This window comes from Rhizobacter sp. P2_G4 (assembly GCF_056403575.1).
The window spans coordinates 103,951-118,205 of record NZ_JBFUFG010000012.1; the positions used below are offsets into that span (position 1 = coordinate 103,951).

11 protein-coding genes are annotated in these 14,255 nt (G+C 66.9%); 6 read left to right on the forward strand and 5 right to left on the reverse strand.

Features of this window, described 5'->3' with window-relative positions; translation table 11 throughout:
- Window positions 1-14: 14 nt before the first annotated feature.
- From AC1DYS_RS28060 to AC1DYS_RS28070, 3 genes are all read right to left on the reverse strand, one after another.
- Window positions 15-329, reverse strand: coding sequence for a hypothetical protein (locus AC1DYS_RS28060; protein ID WP_477904830.1), 315 nt, complete (start codon window positions 327-329; stop codon window positions 15-17).
- On the reverse strand, window positions 329-736 hold the full coding sequence (locus AC1DYS_RS28065) for a DUF1801 domain-containing protein (RefSeq protein WP_477904898.1): 408 nt from the start codon (window positions 734-736) through the stop codon (window positions 329-331). The genes AC1DYS_RS28060 and AC1DYS_RS28065 overlap by 1 nt, the downstream gene beginning before the upstream one ends.
- 110 nt (window positions 737-846) lie before the next feature.
- On the reverse strand, window positions 847-1,134 hold the full coding sequence (locus tag AC1DYS_RS28070; RefSeq protein WP_477904831.1) for a hypothetical protein: 288 nt from the start codon (window positions 1,132-1,134) through the stop codon (window positions 847-849).
- Window positions 1,135-1,576: 442 nt separating this feature from the next.
- On the opposite strand from AC1DYS_RS28070, the gene AC1DYS_RS28075 reads away from it, so the two are divergent.
- From AC1DYS_RS28075 to AC1DYS_RS28085, 3 genes are all read left to right on the forward strand, one after another.
- Window positions 1,577-3,232 (forward strand): peroxidase family protein, encoded by a 1,656-nt coding sequence (locus AC1DYS_RS28075; protein ID WP_477904832.1) that lies wholly within the window; start codon window positions 1,577-1,579, stop codon window positions 3,230-3,232.
- Between the two features lie 247 nt (window positions 3,233-3,479).
- On the forward strand, window positions 3,480-5,594 hold the full coding sequence (locus AC1DYS_RS28080) for a TonB-dependent receptor family protein (protein ID WP_477904833.1): 2,115 nt from the start codon (window positions 3,480-3,482) through the stop codon (window positions 5,592-5,594).
- A 28-nt stretch (window positions 5,595-5,622) separates the two neighbouring features.
- Window positions 5,623-6,729: a PepSY-associated TM helix domain-containing protein gene (locus tag AC1DYS_RS28085; protein ID WP_477904834.1), complete on the forward strand. Its 1,107-nt coding sequence runs from the start codon at window positions 5,623-5,625 to the stop codon at window positions 6,727-6,729.
- Between the two features lie 64 nt (window positions 6,730-6,793).
- On the opposite strand, the gene exaC is transcribed toward AC1DYS_RS28085, so the two are convergent.
- On the reverse strand, window positions 6,794-8,314 hold the full coding sequence (gene exaC, locus AC1DYS_RS28090) for an acetaldehyde dehydrogenase ExaC (protein ID WP_477904835.1): 1,521 nt from the start codon (window positions 8,312-8,314) through the stop codon (window positions 6,794-6,796).
- A gap of 328 nt (window positions 8,315-8,642) precedes the next feature.
- Here exaC and AC1DYS_RS28095 point away from each other — a divergent pair, with 328 nt between their 5' ends.
- Complete coding sequence (locus AC1DYS_RS28095; protein ID WP_477904836.1) at window positions 8,643-10,577, forward strand: sigma-54-dependent Fis family transcriptional regulator; 1,935 nt, start codon at window positions 8,643-8,645, stop codon at window positions 10,575-10,577.
- 33 nt (window positions 10,578-10,610) lie between these two features.
- On the opposite strand, the gene AC1DYS_RS28100 is transcribed toward AC1DYS_RS28095, so the two are convergent.
- A complete protein-coding gene (locus tag AC1DYS_RS28100) occupies window positions 10,611-11,018 on the reverse strand; it encodes a DUF2061 domain-containing protein (protein ID WP_477904837.1) in 408 nt (135 codons plus the stop codon).
- Between the two features lie 182 nt (window positions 11,019-11,200).
- On the opposite strand from AC1DYS_RS28100, the gene AC1DYS_RS28105 reads away from it, so the two are divergent.
- Window positions 11,201-11,923: a TetR/AcrR family transcriptional regulator gene (locus tag AC1DYS_RS28105; protein ID WP_477904838.1), complete on the forward strand. Its 723-nt coding sequence runs from the start codon at window positions 11,201-11,203 to the stop codon at window positions 11,921-11,923.
- Window positions 11,920-14,100, forward strand: a complete 2,181-nt coding sequence (locus AC1DYS_RS28110; protein WP_477904839.1) for an alpha/beta hydrolase — start codon at window positions 11,920-11,922, stop codon at window positions 14,098-14,100. The genes AC1DYS_RS28105 and AC1DYS_RS28110 overlap by 4 nt, the downstream gene beginning before the upstream one ends.
- Window positions 14,101-14,255: the final 155 nt, after the last annotated feature.

Below are 14,255 nucleotides of genomic sequence, written 5' to 3' on the forward strand. Positions count from 1 at the left end.
AGGCGAGCCCTCCGCTAGTCGCCAAACCCCAAGAGGCCAAGCATCAGCGTTGGCTTGGCAACGAACGCGGCACCCAAACCGCCCAGCAGAACGGCGAGCACCTGAATCAGTGGCCCGGTGATGTAGCCGGTTGGCTCGCGGCCTTCCCAGCCGTACGGAAGGCGCTTTGCCGACAGAAGGATGTAGGCCTGCGCAATGACCAGCACGCCAGCGGCTCGCGCTCCTGCGCGCTCGCCTGCGAATGCGAATGTGGCCATCACCAGAGCGAAGCCAAGGTACTTGCCGATTCGCCACCAGCCGGGTTCCGACGATTCGGTGTCGTGATCCATCAAGATGCCTGACTTGTTTTCGCCGTAGACACGGCGGTCGGGTCGCCGAGGGACCTGTTCAGCGCGCTCGCCTCTCTGGCCAGGAGAACGACGGTGCCTTGGTCCAACGATGTCTCACGTGTGAGTTCAAGCGTCGCCATCTCGTACTTGCCGCCCGCCTTCAAGCGGGGCTCGATGTGACGCAGGCGCTGGCCGCGCCAGAAGCCGAACAGAACCCGTTGAGCTTCGGCCCGAATGAGGAGCACGGGGCCATTCGCGAAGTAAACGAGATGGCCCCATTTCAGCCGCTCTTCCAGCTCGGGAGCGGCCTTGAGGACGGTGGATCGAAGAGCCGCTGCGTAGCTGCGCTGCCATCCGGCCAGGCAGTCGATGTACTCGTCGGGCGAGGCAGCTGGGGTCAGAATCATCTTCACGCGAACACTCCTGTTCCTGGTGACGGGTGAGGATCGCAGAAGTAGACGGCGATGTGAAGCCGCTCGGCGCGTGCGTGTGGAGCCGTCTTTCGACGAGCACCCTGCTATTTGCGAGGCACCTTGCCTGCATCCTTTTCAAGTGCACCGAAGGTCGCGTCGACCAGCGCATCAGCGAAGCCATAGGACGTGCGCGCCTTTTCGGCTCGATCTTGGTCGGCCTTGTTGCGGTAGACACGGCTCGTCTCCGAATTCCCGGCCTTCTGCCACATGTCCGCTACTCGATCGTTCTCTTTGGCCTGGGCTTCAATCCGCGACTGAGCGGGGTTTTCGCTAGACACGGAGGCGCAAGCGGCCAGTGAGAAAACAAGTGCAGATATGAGAATGCATTTCATGATGTTCCGTCTTTCATTGGGACGCTCATCGGCATCACGGCTTACGCAGACAGCGTTGGCCCTCCGTCCGCCGCATCGTACTTCCTGGAAGCGCCAAAACGCACCAGGGTCGTTGGTCGGCATAACTCAAATTGCACGTGGATATAGCAACCCGCATTCACGGGATGCCACACACCCCCTAGGATGCTTTCTAGGGATGTCCGCCACCTCAGCGCGAGCAAACACTGGCTTCCTCGTCAACGCATTAACGATCGAGTGTTGACGAATCGCTCGGGGCCGAACGGGTCACCGCGACGGGAGAGTGCTCGTGCTCTTCTCGCCGGCCCGGGAACTTGCAGTCAACCGATTTGCGCAATGCGGTAAGCCGCGTTGACGGATCAGCTCGTCCGTCAGTTTCAACCTCGTGCGGCCACACGTCGATCGCAACACGCCAGGAGTCGCAATGAGCCAGCACCATGCGCGAGAGCGCTTCTTCGTCGTCGGCGAGGGAATGACCTCCATCGCAGCCAACGGAAAGACAGTCGTCACACCACCGTCCGCCGTCGAAGAGACGCGGAGCTTTCGTTTCTCTCGCCTCATCAACGGGCTGCACGGTGAGCCGAACAGCATCAACCTGCTGGCCAAGCTGGCCGTGTCGATGACGGCGGGTGGCGGCAAGGTCAGCACCACCATCCCGGCCGGGTTCACCTACCTCGGCCAGTTTCTCGACCACGATTTGACGCTCGACATCACCACCCTCAACCCGGCACACGCGGTGACGGTGGAGCAGCTCGTCACCGGCCGCACGCCGATCCTCGACCTCGATTCGCTGTACGGCATGGGGCCGGTCGAAACGCCCGAGTTCTACGACGGCCCGACGAAGCTCAAGCGCGGCAAGCCGGCGCCCACCGGCAACCCGGGGGCGGAGCAGGAAGGCTTCGACCTGCCGCGCATGCTGGCCGATGGCGGCGTCGAGCTCAAGGACCAGCGCAAGGCGCGCATTCCCGATCGCCGCAACGACGAGAACCTCGCGGTGGCGCAGATCCACGCGGCCTTCATCCGCTTCCACAACGCGGTGGTGGACGACCTCGCCGCGCAAGGCGTGCCGAGTGCCGGCCTGTTCGAGAAAGCGCGCGAGACCGTCGTCAAGCACTACCAATGGATGGTCTTGCACGACTACCTGGCGACCGTGCTCGACATCGACGTGCTCGCCGATGTGCTGGAAAACGGCCGCCGGTATTTCGAGCACGACGCGACCGACCCGCACGCGACCATGCCGGTCGAGTTCTCGGGCGCGTGCTTCCGCCTCGGGCACTCGATGGTTCGCGAGAGCTATGAGTGGAACAAGATCTTCGGCATCTCGGACGACCCCGCCAAATCGGGCCACCTGTTCCGGCTCTTCCGCTTCTCCGGAACCAGCGGCACACTCAGCCCGACCACGGCAGCCCCCGGGAGTGCAGAAGACCTGGCCGACCTCGAAGCCCGCGGCGGCACCTTCACTGCGCTGCCCAGCGTGTGGGTGGCCGACTGGCGCCGCATGTTCGACCTCACCACCACCGGTGTGGCCGGGCTCGAAGCGCCACCCGGCAAGTTCAACCACGCGATGGCCATCGACACGCACATGGTCGACCCACTGAAGATGCTGCCGACCGGCAGCTTCGACGGCATCGTTCCTGACCTCGAACTCAAGCGCAACCTCGCGTTCCGCAACCTCGCGCGCGGCCGCATGCTGTTTCTCGCGTCCGGCCAGCAGCTGGCCAAGGCCTTCGGGGTAGAGGCCCTGAGCGCCGCGCAGATCATGGAAGGCAACGGCGGCGCCACCTTCGACCCGGGGCTCAACATGGCGCAGAACCAGGCCGAGCTGACCAGCAACACGCCGCTGTGGTTCTACATACTCCGCGAGGCCGAGTTCAACCACAACCGCCTGGGCAAGGTCGGCTCGCGCGTGGTGGCCGAGACCTTCCATCGCGCGATCGAAGCCAGCCGCTACTCGGTGCTGCGCGACCCGGCCTTCAAGCCTTCGCTCGGCCCGGGCGCGGCAACTGGGCGCTTCTCGATGGCCGACCTGCTGGTCTACGCCTTCAGGTCCGACCCGAAGCTCTTGAACCCGCTGGGCTGAGGCTCAGGTGATGGACAAGGCCGCATGCGCATGGGGCGCTTGCGGCCGGCCTCTTTCCACGATCTTTCCACGATTTCCTGGGGTCGTCCTTTGCCTTTCTTGACCCGAGCAAACGCGAACAATTATCATTAAGCCATCGCGAAGGAGTGTTCCCCCCCGCCAGCCACGCCTCTCAGCTTCGACACCGTGTCGCACAGCAGATGACCAGCCAGTGCGACTCCGCGCGTCGACCCACACGAGGCGACCCATGGCGCAATTCCGCGGCCCGAAGGCCCAGCACACCCCCCGATTCCAGCGCACGCTGACCACACTTGCGGTGTTGGCGCTGCCCTCCTTGGCGCATGCACAACAAGCCGAGACGCCACCGGAGGCGAGCGGCAGCGGCATCGTGCTCGAGGCGATCCAGGTCACGGGCAACTGGCTCGGCAGCGGCCTGCAGAACAGCGTGAAAAGCTTCCCCGGCGCACGCACGGTCATCAAGAAGGACGAGATCGAAGCCACCGGCGCCACCAGCATCGACGAGGTGATGCGCCGCATCCCCGGCGTGCAGGCCACCGAGAACTCCGGCACCGCCGGCAGCCTGATCTCGCTGAACATCGGCGTGCGCGGGTTGACCGGCCGCTACACGCCGCGCTCCACCGTTTTGCTCGACGGCGTGCCGCTCGCGGTCGCGCCGTACGGCCAGCCGCAGCTCTCGTTCGCACCGATCAGCCTGAACAACATCGAATCGATCGACGTGGTGCGCAGTGGTGGCGCGGTGCGCTACGGTCCGCAGAACGTCGGCGGCGTCATCAACTTCAAGACGCGCTCGGTGCCGACCACCTCCGGCCTCTCGGGCGACGTGACCGTGCGCCAGACCGAGTACGCCGAAGGCGGCGGCGACAACACCCAGTACAGCGCCTTCCTCGGCACGCAGCTCGAGAGCGGCCTCGGCCTTGCATTGCTGTACTCGGGCATGTCCGGCAGCGACTGGCGCGCCGGCAGCGACGACCGGTTCGACGACCTCGCGCTGAAAGCCCGCTACGACCTCACGGCCAGCTCCGAGCTGTACGGCAAGGTCGCGTACTACAACGCCAAGTCGCGCACGCCGGGCGGCCTCAAGGTCGATCAGTACAACGCCGATCCCTTCCAGAACACGCGCCCCAACGACTACTGGAGCGGTGATCGCAAGAGCCTCGAGTTCGGCTACGTCAACGCGATCTCGGCGGCACAGGAGTTCGAGGTCCGCACCTACTACACCGACAGCAGCCGCGAAAGCTCGCTGGGCAACGGCGTACAGGTCACGTTCCAGCCGCGCAACTACACCGTTCTCGGCATCGAGCCGCGGTACACCCAACGCGTCGCGTTCGGCCCGAGCACGCACGACGTGACAGTCGGCTACCGCTACATCCGCGAGCGGGGCGACGACAACTCCTACAGCCGGACGACCGCCACCGGTGTTGTCGGCACGACGACGAGCTTCGACAACGCGACCGACGCGCATGCCGTCTATGTGGACGACCGCATCGCGATCGGCGCATGGCGCATCACGCCGGGTGTGCGCTTCGAGCACATCGAGTCCACGCGCGACAACCTTGCTGCCGGGCAAAGCTACGAGACACGCAACAACAAGGCACTTCCCTCGATCAGCATTGCCTACCTGCTGACGCCGGCGCTCACCGTCTTCACGAACTACACCACCTCGTTCGGCCCGGTGCAGAACCTGCAGCTCAACTCGCAGACGCAGGGGAACCCGCTGAAGCCTGAAGTCGCGAAGACCACCGAACTCGGCGCGCGCTGGGCCGACGAGCGGCTGAAGGCCGAGTTCACGCTCTTCCAGATCCGCTTCGACAACCAGATCCAGCAGGTGGCAGGCGTCACACCGGTCCTGTTCCAGAATGTTGGCGAGACCAAGCACGACGGCGTCGAGACCGCGGTGGACTACAGCTTCAGCAAGGCCGGCCCGCTCGCCGGACTGAACGTGTTTGCCAACTACAGCTACACGCGTGCGATCCAGAAGTCGGAGGCGAATGCGGGGCGTGACCTGCCCTTCTACTCGCGCAACGTCGACACGATCGGTGCGCGCTACCAGGTCGGCGATTGGGGCTTCAATCTCAACAGCACGCACCAGACCGGCCAGTTCTCTGACAACGCGAACACACAGGCCGAGAACGCGGACGCCGGCGTCGGCCGCATTCCCGGCTTCCGCCTGTGGAACGCGCAGGTCAGCTGGAAGATACCTGGGACGAAGTCGGTCGACGTCCTGGTCGGTGTCAACAACATTGCCGACAAGCGCTACTACACGCGCAACGTCGACAACAACCTCGGCCGCATGGTCGGCCCGCCCCGCACGGCTTACGTGCAGGGCCGGTTGGCTTTCTGACCGTGCGCCGGTTCTCGGCTGAGTCCGCATGACGCGCCTGCGTTCGCTCTGGCTTTGGCTGCACCGCTGGGTCGCTCTCAGCGTGGGCTGGTTGCTCGCGCTGGTGGGCCTCGCGGGGGCGGTGCTGGTCGTCGCGCAGCCGCTGGACCGCTGGGGTCATCCGGACCTCTTCCGTTCGGGCCCCAGCGCTTCCGCCAACGCGGTGACCGCGCCGCTCGAACCCGTTCGCCAGCGGCTCGTGTCCGAGCTCGGTGCCGACACCACACTGACCTTCCGCCCGCCGCGCGAGCCCGGCGACACGCTGTGGGTGCTGGTTCGCGGCAAGTGGAGCGGCACGGTGTACCTCGATCCGGCCACCGGCCGCGAGCAGGGGCGGCGTGCTGAAGACGAGGGTTTCGTCAACGTGCTGTTCAAGTTGCACAGTTCGCTGCTGCTGCAAGACACCGGCAAGGCGATCCTCGCGTGCATCGCGCTCGCTTACCTGACCCTGCTCATCACCGGGCTCGTGCTGTGGTGGCCGCGGCGTTGGCCTCCGTCGTTGCGCATTCAGCTGAGCAAAGGCCTCGGGCGCGGGTTGTTCGACTTGCACCGCATCCTGGGTGCGGTGATGGGCCTCGTGATCGCCGTGTCGGTTGCGAGCGGCGCGTACATGGCTTGGCGGCCGCTGAACGATTTCGTGACCTTCCTGGCCGGTGCCAAGAGCCTCAAGCCGCCGACGCTGTCGAACGTCGTCGCTGCACCGGACACGGCCCCCGAACTCGACGCACTGGTCGCGCTGGCCCAGGCGAGATTTCCCAACGACGCGATCGGCTACATCCAGGTGCCCGGGCAAGCCAACCGGCCGCTGCGCGTGCGCATGCGCCTCGCCGATGACCCGCACCCCAACGGCCTCACCTCCGTCTGGCTGCATCCCCGCACCGGCGCGGTGTTGCGCGTCGACCGCTGGAACGAACTCGACGCCGGTGCCCGCGCGGTGTCGGTCGTCTACCCGCTGCACACCGGCGTGCTCGGCGGCGGCTGGCTGGAACCGGTGATTTTTCTGAGCGGGCTCACGCTCGCAACCCTCGGCTTCACCGGGATCTGGCTGTGGTGGAAGCGGCGCCGCCTTCGTCGCGGCCGCGCCAGAAAGGTCTAAGGTTTCGCCCTAAGCCGCGGCACCGAGTTCCGGTTGCCGCGGCATGTTCTGCCAGAGCTTTCGTTCAGAAGAAGCCTAGGGCGCTCGGCGAGTAGCTCACCAGCAGGTTCTTCGTCTGCTGGTAGTGGTCGAGCATGGCCTTGTGCGTCTCACGGCCGATGCCCGATTCCTTGTAGCCGCCGAAGGCCGCATGCGCCGGGTAGGCGTGGTAGCAGTTCGTCCACACGCGGCCCGCCTGGATCGCGCGGCCCATGCGGTAGGCGCGGCTGCCGTCGCGTGTCCACACGCCGGCGCCCAGGCCGTAGGGTGTGTCGTTGGCGATAGCCAGGGCTTCGGCTTCGTCCTTGAAGGTGGCCACGGCCAGCACCGGGCCAAAGATCTCTTCGCGGAACACGCGCATGCTGTTGTTGCCCTTGAAGAGCGTGGGCTGCACGTAGTAGCCGCCGGACAATTCGCCACCGAGCTGGTTGCGCCCGCCGCCGATCAGCACCTTGGCGCCCTCCTGCTTGCCGACTTCGAGGTAGGACATGATCTTGTCCATCTGCATCGCCGAGGCCTGCGCGCCCATCATCGTGTCGGTGTCCAGCGGACTGCCTTGCTTGATGGCGGCCACGCGCTTGAGGGCGCGTTCGATGAACTTGTCGTAGATCGATTCCTGGATCAGCGCGCGGCTCGGGCAGGTGCAGACCTCACCCTGGTTGAAGGCGAACAGCACGAGGCCTTCGATGGCCTTGTCGAGGAAGGCGTCGTCTTGCGCCATCACGTCGTCGAAGAAGACGTTCGGGCTCTTGCCGCCGAGTTCCAGCGTGGCCGGGATCAGGTTGCTCGCCGCCGCCTGAGCGATGACACGACCAGTGGCGGTGGAGCCGGTGAAGGCGATCTTGGCGATGCGCTTGGAAGTCGCCAGTGGCATGCCGGCTTCCTTGCCGTAGCCGTTGACGATGTTCAGCACGCCGGGCGGCAGCAGGTCGGCAATCAGCTCCATCAGCACGAGGATGCTCACCGGCGTCGACTCGGCCGGCTTCAACACCACGCAATTGCCAGCGCCGAGCGCAGGCGCGACCTTCCACGCTGCCATCAGGATCGGGAAGTTCCACGGAATGATCTGGCCGACCACGCCCAGGGGCTCGTGGAAGTGATAGGCCACAGTGTTGTCGTCGATCTGGCTCAGGGCGCCTTCCTGCGCGCGCAGGCAACCGGCGAAGTAGCGGAAGTGGTCGGCCGCCAGCGGGATGTCGGCGTTCAGCGTTTCGCGGATTGGCTTGCCGTTGTCCACCGTTTCCGCATAGGCCAGCAGCTCCAGGTTCTGCTCGATGCGGTCGGCGATCTTCAGCAGCACGTTGGCGCGCTCTGCGGCGTTGGTGGCACCCCATTTGGCCGCGGCGGCATGCGCGGCGTCGAGCGCGAGGTCGATGTCTTCGGCGGTGGAGCGCGCGGCGCGCGTGTAGACCTTGCCGCTGATGGGGGTGATGACGTCGAAGTACTGGCCCTTCACCGGCTTCACGAAGCGGCCGTTGATGAAGTTGTCGTACTCGGGCTTGAAGGCGAGCTTGGCCTCGGGGGTGTTGGGGCTGGCGTAGAGCATGTCTGTCTCCTTGGGGGTCGGTCAATGAATGGCGGCCATGCGAATCCATTGCCGCATGTGTCCGGGGCAAGCTCTTCGCATCGCGCGTGCCAGCCGCGGATCAACGGCAAATGCCTGATCTGGCGCAAGAAACCCGCCCACCCGGCAGAAGACACTTGTGCCATTGGGGCGTCGCGGTACAGGCCTGTCACGAAACGGGACACTGCAGCATTCGGATTGCGCTGAACCGCTGGCGCGATGGCTCCTCGCTGTTACCGTGACACGGTCGTCGCAACGCCAACGGACACCCTTCCACAGAGCTCGAACAGGGCCGACAAGGAGACAAGGCATGACTGCAAACGTCCCTGCCACGCGCACGCCGCCCGGGCGGCTGCGCGAAGCGCGTCGCCAGCTGCTGGAGGCCGGCGACCTGGCCATCGGCCTGCTCGAACCCGAGCTGCAAGCCAGCTGGCGGCGCAGCCGCGAGTTCGGCCTCGCGCCCGATGGCCGCACTCCGGGGGCGCCGCATGCGTCGGGGCCGCAGCTGGCGCGTGCGCTGGAGCACCGGCGCACGCTGGTTTCGCATGCGCGGCCGGTGATGGAATTTCTGAGCGAGCAGATCCGCGACAGCGACAGCATGGTCATCCTCGCCGACCCGCAAGGCATGCTGCTGCACTCGCTGGGCGACACCGACTTCGCCGACAAGGCGGCGCGCGTCGCGCTGCGGCCCGGCGCCATCTGGCACGAGCAATGGCGCGGCACCAACGCCATCGGCACCGCGCTGGCCGCCAGCGCCGCGGTCGTCGTGCACGGCGGAGAGCACTACCTGCAACGCAATGCCTTCCTCACCTGCGCCGCCGCGCCGATTGCCGACCCGGCCGGCAAGCTGCTCGGCGTGATCGACATCTCGGGCGACCACCGCGGCTACCACCCGCACACGCTGAGCCTGGTGCGCTCGGCCGCCTGCATGATCGAGCACCAACTCTTCGAGGCGCAGCACAGCGGCGCCATGCGTTTGCGCCTGCACGCGCGGCCCGAAGGCATCGGCACCGTCACCGAAGGCCTGCTGGCCTTGTCGGAAGACGGCTGGGTCATCGGCGCGAACTCGGTCGCGCTGGCGATGCTCGGCCTGCGGCGCGAGGCCATCGGCACGCTGGCGCTCGAGCGCGTGCTGTCGGTCGGGCTGAACGCGCTGCTGGGCAGCAACCGCTCCGCCAAGCTGCCGACCGCCGTGCAGCGCAACGACGGCAGCGCGCTCTGGGTTCGTGTGGACACCGGCCGCGCCTACGTGTGCGCCAGCGGCGCGCCGAGCGCCACCGTGCGGGCCAAGCCGGCCGTCAGCGATGCGCTGGCGGCGCTGGACACCGGTGACGGCGCCATGCAAGCCGTGATCGGCCGTGCGCGGCGCGTCATCGACAAGCCCATTGCCCTGCTGCTGCAAGGCGAGTCGGGTGTCGGCAAAGAGCTGTTCGCACGCGCCTGCCACGCCAGCGGCCCGCGGCGCGAGAAGCCTTTCATCGCCGTCAACTGCGCGGCGCTGCCCGAGACGTTGATCGAGGCCGAGCTGTTCGGCTACCGGCCCGGCGCCTTCACCGGCGCGAGCCGCGACGGCGCGCCGGGGCGCCTGCGAGAGGCGCATGGCGGCACGCTCTTCCTCGACGAGATCGGCGACATGCCGCTGGCCATGCAGGCCCGGCTGCTGCGTGTGCTGCAGGAGCGCCAGGTCACGCCGCTGGGCGGCGGCAAGCCGGTGGCGGTGGACTTCCAGCTGATCTGCGCCACGCACCGCAAGCTGCGCGAGGAAGTCGATGCGCGGCGCTTCCGCGAAGACCTGTTCTACCGCATCAACGGCCTCGCGCTGTCGTTGCCGCCGCTGCGCGAGCGCAGCGACTTGAGCTCGCTCGTGGCCACGATGCTGCGCGAGCTGGCACCGGGGCGCGAGATGCAGCTCGCGCCCGACATCGCCACCGCGTTCGCCGGCTTTCAGTGGCCCGGCAACCTGCGCCAGCTGAGCAATGTGCTGCGCACCGCCTGCGCGCTCGTGGGCGATGACGAGAGCCTGATCGAATGGGCCCACCTGCCCGATGACGTGGCCGAAGAGTTGGTGGTGCATCCGGCAACCCACGCCGTGCCGGAGGGCGACACCAACCTGCGCCAGCAGGCCGGCCGCTGCATTCTCGAGGCCGTGCGCGCGAGCAACGGCAACATGTCGGAAGCGGCGCGCCGCCTGGGCATCAGCCGCAACACGCTCTACCGCAAGCTGCGCGAGCTGGAGCAGGCTTAACGCGTTCTTGGCGTTCAGCCCAAAGGCTCGATCTCAGACCGGCACGGCAACGGGCGTGCTGCGGCGTGCCCTCGCGGCCCGCGCCCACCAGCCGTCGAAGGCGTGCAGCGCCACCGCGTTGACCAGCGGTTCGACCACCGCCATGGCGCCTGCGATCGCGATGCTCCCGGTCATCAGCCAGACCACCGCGACGGCGTTGCCGAAGTGGATCATCGCGAACAGCGCCGTCTTGCGCAGCGCCGGCTCGTCGCCATACCGTCGGCTCCACCACGAATCGAACACCGCATGGGCGACAGTGTTCAGCGCCGGCTCGATCATCGAGATCAGTCCGGCCAGCACGAGGCTGCCGGTGAAGAGGTAGCCGAGCGAGACGGCAATCGCAAGGTGCACGACGGCAAAACTGCCGCTCTTTCCGATGTGGCCGAGGTGGTGAATTCTCATGAAGCGATTGTCCGGATTGCCCGCTTCGCCGGCCATTCGCCTCTGCCAATCGCTGGGATAGCGACTGCCGGTGGCGAAGGGTTCAGGCTGGAGGTCAGGCTGGGAATTCGGGGAACTTAGGGGGTTGACACCGTGGCCCTGCCGACTAGACTTTGAACACTCGTTTAAAACACTTGGTGAACATGGCCTCGACCTCGGCTCCCGCTCGCCCACGATCCGCCAGCTCGAATCTGCACGACGGCGATGCGACGCAAACCCGCGAGCGCATCCTCGATGCAACCTTCCGCCGCCTGGTGTCCGAGGGCTATGCCGCGCTCAGCGTGCGTGAGATCGGCAAGGACGCGGGTGTGAACCACGCGCTCATCAACTACCACTTCCGCAGCAAGGACCAGCTCGTCATCGAAGTGCTCGACGCAGTGAACCAGCGGCTGCTGTCGCGCCAGTCATCGATGTACGAAAGCAGCGGCGGCTTCGCGCAGAAGTGGGCCAGTGCGCGGCTCTTCTACGAGGACGACCTCGCCTCGGGCTTCGTGCGCCTGCAGGCCGAGCTGTGGGCGGCCAGCCTCTCCAACCCCGGCCTGCGCGAGAAGTTCGTGCCGCGCCTGATGCAATGGAAGAAGCTCGTGCTGGGCGCCGTGCGCGAGGCGCTCACCGCGCTGGAGGCCGACGGCACCAAGCTGCCGTCGCCGTTCACGGCCGAGGTCATCGCGTGCTGGATCTCCGAGTTCTGGCTCGGCATGGAGTTCGCCGACCTGCTGGGCGTGAAGGAAGAGGAAGGCTCGCACCGCGCCGCGCTCGATGCCGTGCAATGGCTGCTTGAATGGCTGGACGCCAAAGCAGCCAAGACGCCCGCGCCTGCTGCCGTTGCCGCACCCACAGCAGCCACCCGAAGGAGCCGCCGGTGAACGCGCCGCACAACCCCCTGCCCGAGCGATTCGACCGCATCGCCGGCCCCTTGCCCGAACCGGGCTCGGTGCCGAAGGCCGATGCCTCGCCCTACGGCACGCTGCAGCCCGCGCAGCAAGGCTTCGTCGACCGAGACGGCGTGAAGATCTGGTACGCCGTGTGGGGCCACAGCGGCCCGTGGATCGCTTTTGCGCCGCCTTTGCAGATCGTGCACAGCCAGATGCTCAAGGGGGCGGTGCCCTACCTCGCCGAGCACTTTCGCGTGATCACCGTCGACGGCCGCGGCAACGGCCGCTCTGGCCGGCCGACGGGGCAGGCCGCCTACAGCATCGACCACTTCTACGCCGACTTCGTGGCCGTGCTCGATGCCATCGGCACCGAGCGCGTGGCCCTGGTCGGCATCTCGGCCGGCGCGATGACCGTGCTGCGGCTCGCGGCAGAGCAGCCGCAGCGCATCACGCACGTCATCACGGCCGGCGGCTTTGCCGACTCGCTGCCGAGCGACGAAAAACTCGCACGGCGCCTGAAGATGGAAGGCGAGCTGCTGAGCCGCGACTGGCCCGCCTACGTCGACTGGTTCATGGGCACCATCTTCAGCGAACCGCATTCGACCAAGCCATATGAAGACGGCGTGCGTTACGCCTGGGCGACTGACGCCGAATGGCTGGGCTGGTGCCGCAACGCCTGGGTGGGCAACGACGTGCGCGAACTTGCAAGCCGCGTCAGCTGCCCCACGCTCGTGATCCATGGTGACGCCGACGGACGCGTTCCCCATGCCAAGGGCATCGACATCCATGCGCTGGTGCCCGGTTCGAAGATGCTCACCATCGCCGGTGGCGGCCATGTGACGGCGGCACGCGACCCGGTGACATTCAACCAGGCCGTGCGCGACTTCATCAGCGGCGCGCCTCGCGAGCGAACCTGGGTACGCGCGATGAAACGCCCACGCCGGGCGCTGTTCATCTGCAGCCCGATCGGCCTCGGGCACGCGCAGCGAGACCTGGCCATCGCACGGGAGCTGCGCAAGCTGCAGCCGGACCTGGCGATCGACTGGTTCACCGTCGACCCGGCCGCGCGCTACCTCGAGCGCGAGGGCGAACGCCTGCATCCGATCACGCAGCGCCTGGCCAACGAGAGCCGCCACTTCGAGCAGGTGGCCGCCGCGGGTGATGAGCACGACCTGTCGGCCTTCTTCGCGCTGCGCACGATGGACGAGATCATGACGCGCAACTTCATGACCTTCGTCGACCTGATGGACGCCGAGCACTACGACATCGTGATCGGCGACGAAGCCTGGGACGTGGACTACCACTACCACGAGAACCCCGAGCTCAAGCGCCAGCCCTATGTCTTCCTCACCGACTTCGTCGGCTGCCTGCCGATGGAAGAAGGCAACGAGCGCGAAGCCGCGCTGTGCGCCGACCGCAATGCCGACGACATCGAGCACATCGCCCGCTACCCCTACCTGCGCGATGCCGCCATCTTCGTCGGCAACCGCGAAGACGTGACCGAGCAGACCTTCGGCCCCGGCCTGCCGCGCATCCGCGACTGGACCGATCGCAACTTCTGCTACTGCGGCTACTGCCTGCCCTTCGACCCGCGCACGCTGGCCGACACCGAGCGCCTGCGCGCACAGCACGGCTACCGCAGCGACGAGAAGATCGCCATCGCCGCCGTCGGCGGCACGGCCACCGGCCGGCACCTGCTGCAGCGCATTGCGGCGGCGTTCCCGCGCATGAAGCGCGAGATGCCCGAACTGCGCCTGATCATGGTGACCGGCCCGCGCCTGTCGACCGACGAGTTCAAGCCGCAACCGGGGCTCGAGCTGCGGCCCTACGTGCACAACCTGTACGAGCACCTGGCGTGCTGCGACCTGGCACTGGTGCAGGGGGGGTTGTCGACCACGATGGAACTTGTCGCTACGCGCCGTCCTTTCCTGAGCTTCCCGCTGCAACGCCACTTCGAACAGTGTGTGCACGTGCGCAACCGGCTGGCCAACTACGCCGCCGATCGCTCGATGGACTATGCGGCGGCGCTCGACCCCGAGCACCTGGCCCAGCGCGCGCTGGCCGCGATGCATGAGCCGGTGCGCTACCGGCCCGTGGAGACCGACGGCGCAGCGCGTGCGGCAATGCGCATCGCGCAAGTGCTGGAGAACCGGGCGTGGGCGCGATGACACCGCCTACCCACACCTTCGCGCCGGCCCATCACGCGATGGAGCTCTGGCGCGTCTGCCGCCCGCCGCGGATGCCGCCGGGTGGCGAAGTGCCGTAGCGCGCGCCGGTACTGCGACCTTTTCCCACTGACCTGTTCGGCCCGCCAAGCGCGGCC

What these genes read in the sequence shown, in the direction of transcription:
- AC1DYS_RS28060 (WP_477904830.1), bottom strand. Translation starts at nt 329, where the DNA reads ATGGATCACGACACCGAATCGTCGGAACCCGGCTGGTGGCGAATCGGC.
- AC1DYS_RS28065 (WP_477904898.1), bottom strand. Translation starts at nt 736, where the DNA reads ATGATTCTGACCCCAGCTGCCTCGCCCGACGAGTACATCGACTGCCTG.
- AC1DYS_RS28070 (WP_477904831.1), bottom strand. Translation starts at nt 1,134, where the DNA reads ATGAAATGCATTCTCATATCTGCACTTGTTTTCTCACTGGCCGCTTGC.
- AC1DYS_RS28075 (WP_477904832.1), top strand. Translation starts at nt 1,577, where the DNA reads ATGAGCCAGCACCATGCGCGAGAGCGCTTCTTCGTCGTCGGCGAGGGA.
- AC1DYS_RS28080 (WP_477904833.1), top strand. Translation starts at nt 3,480, where the DNA reads ATGGCGCAATTCCGCGGCCCGAAGGCCCAGCACACCCCCCGATTCCAG.
- AC1DYS_RS28085 (WP_477904834.1), top strand. Translation starts at nt 5,623, where the DNA reads ATGACGCGCCTGCGTTCGCTCTGGCTTTGGCTGCACCGCTGGGTCGCT.
- exaC (WP_477904835.1), bottom strand. Translation starts at nt 8,314, where the DNA reads ATGCTCTACGCCAGCCCCAACACCCCCGAGGCCAAGCTCGCCTTCAAG.
- AC1DYS_RS28095 (WP_477904836.1), top strand. Translation starts at nt 8,643, where the DNA reads ATGACTGCAAACGTCCCTGCCACGCGCACGCCGCCCGGGCGGCTGCGC.
- AC1DYS_RS28100 (WP_477904837.1), bottom strand. Translation starts at nt 11,018, where the DNA reads ATGAGAATTCACCACCTCGGCCACATCGGAAAGAGCGGCAGTTTTGCC.
- AC1DYS_RS28105 (WP_477904838.1), top strand. Translation starts at nt 11,201, where the DNA reads ATGGCCTCGACCTCGGCTCCCGCTCGCCCACGATCCGCCAGCTCGAAT.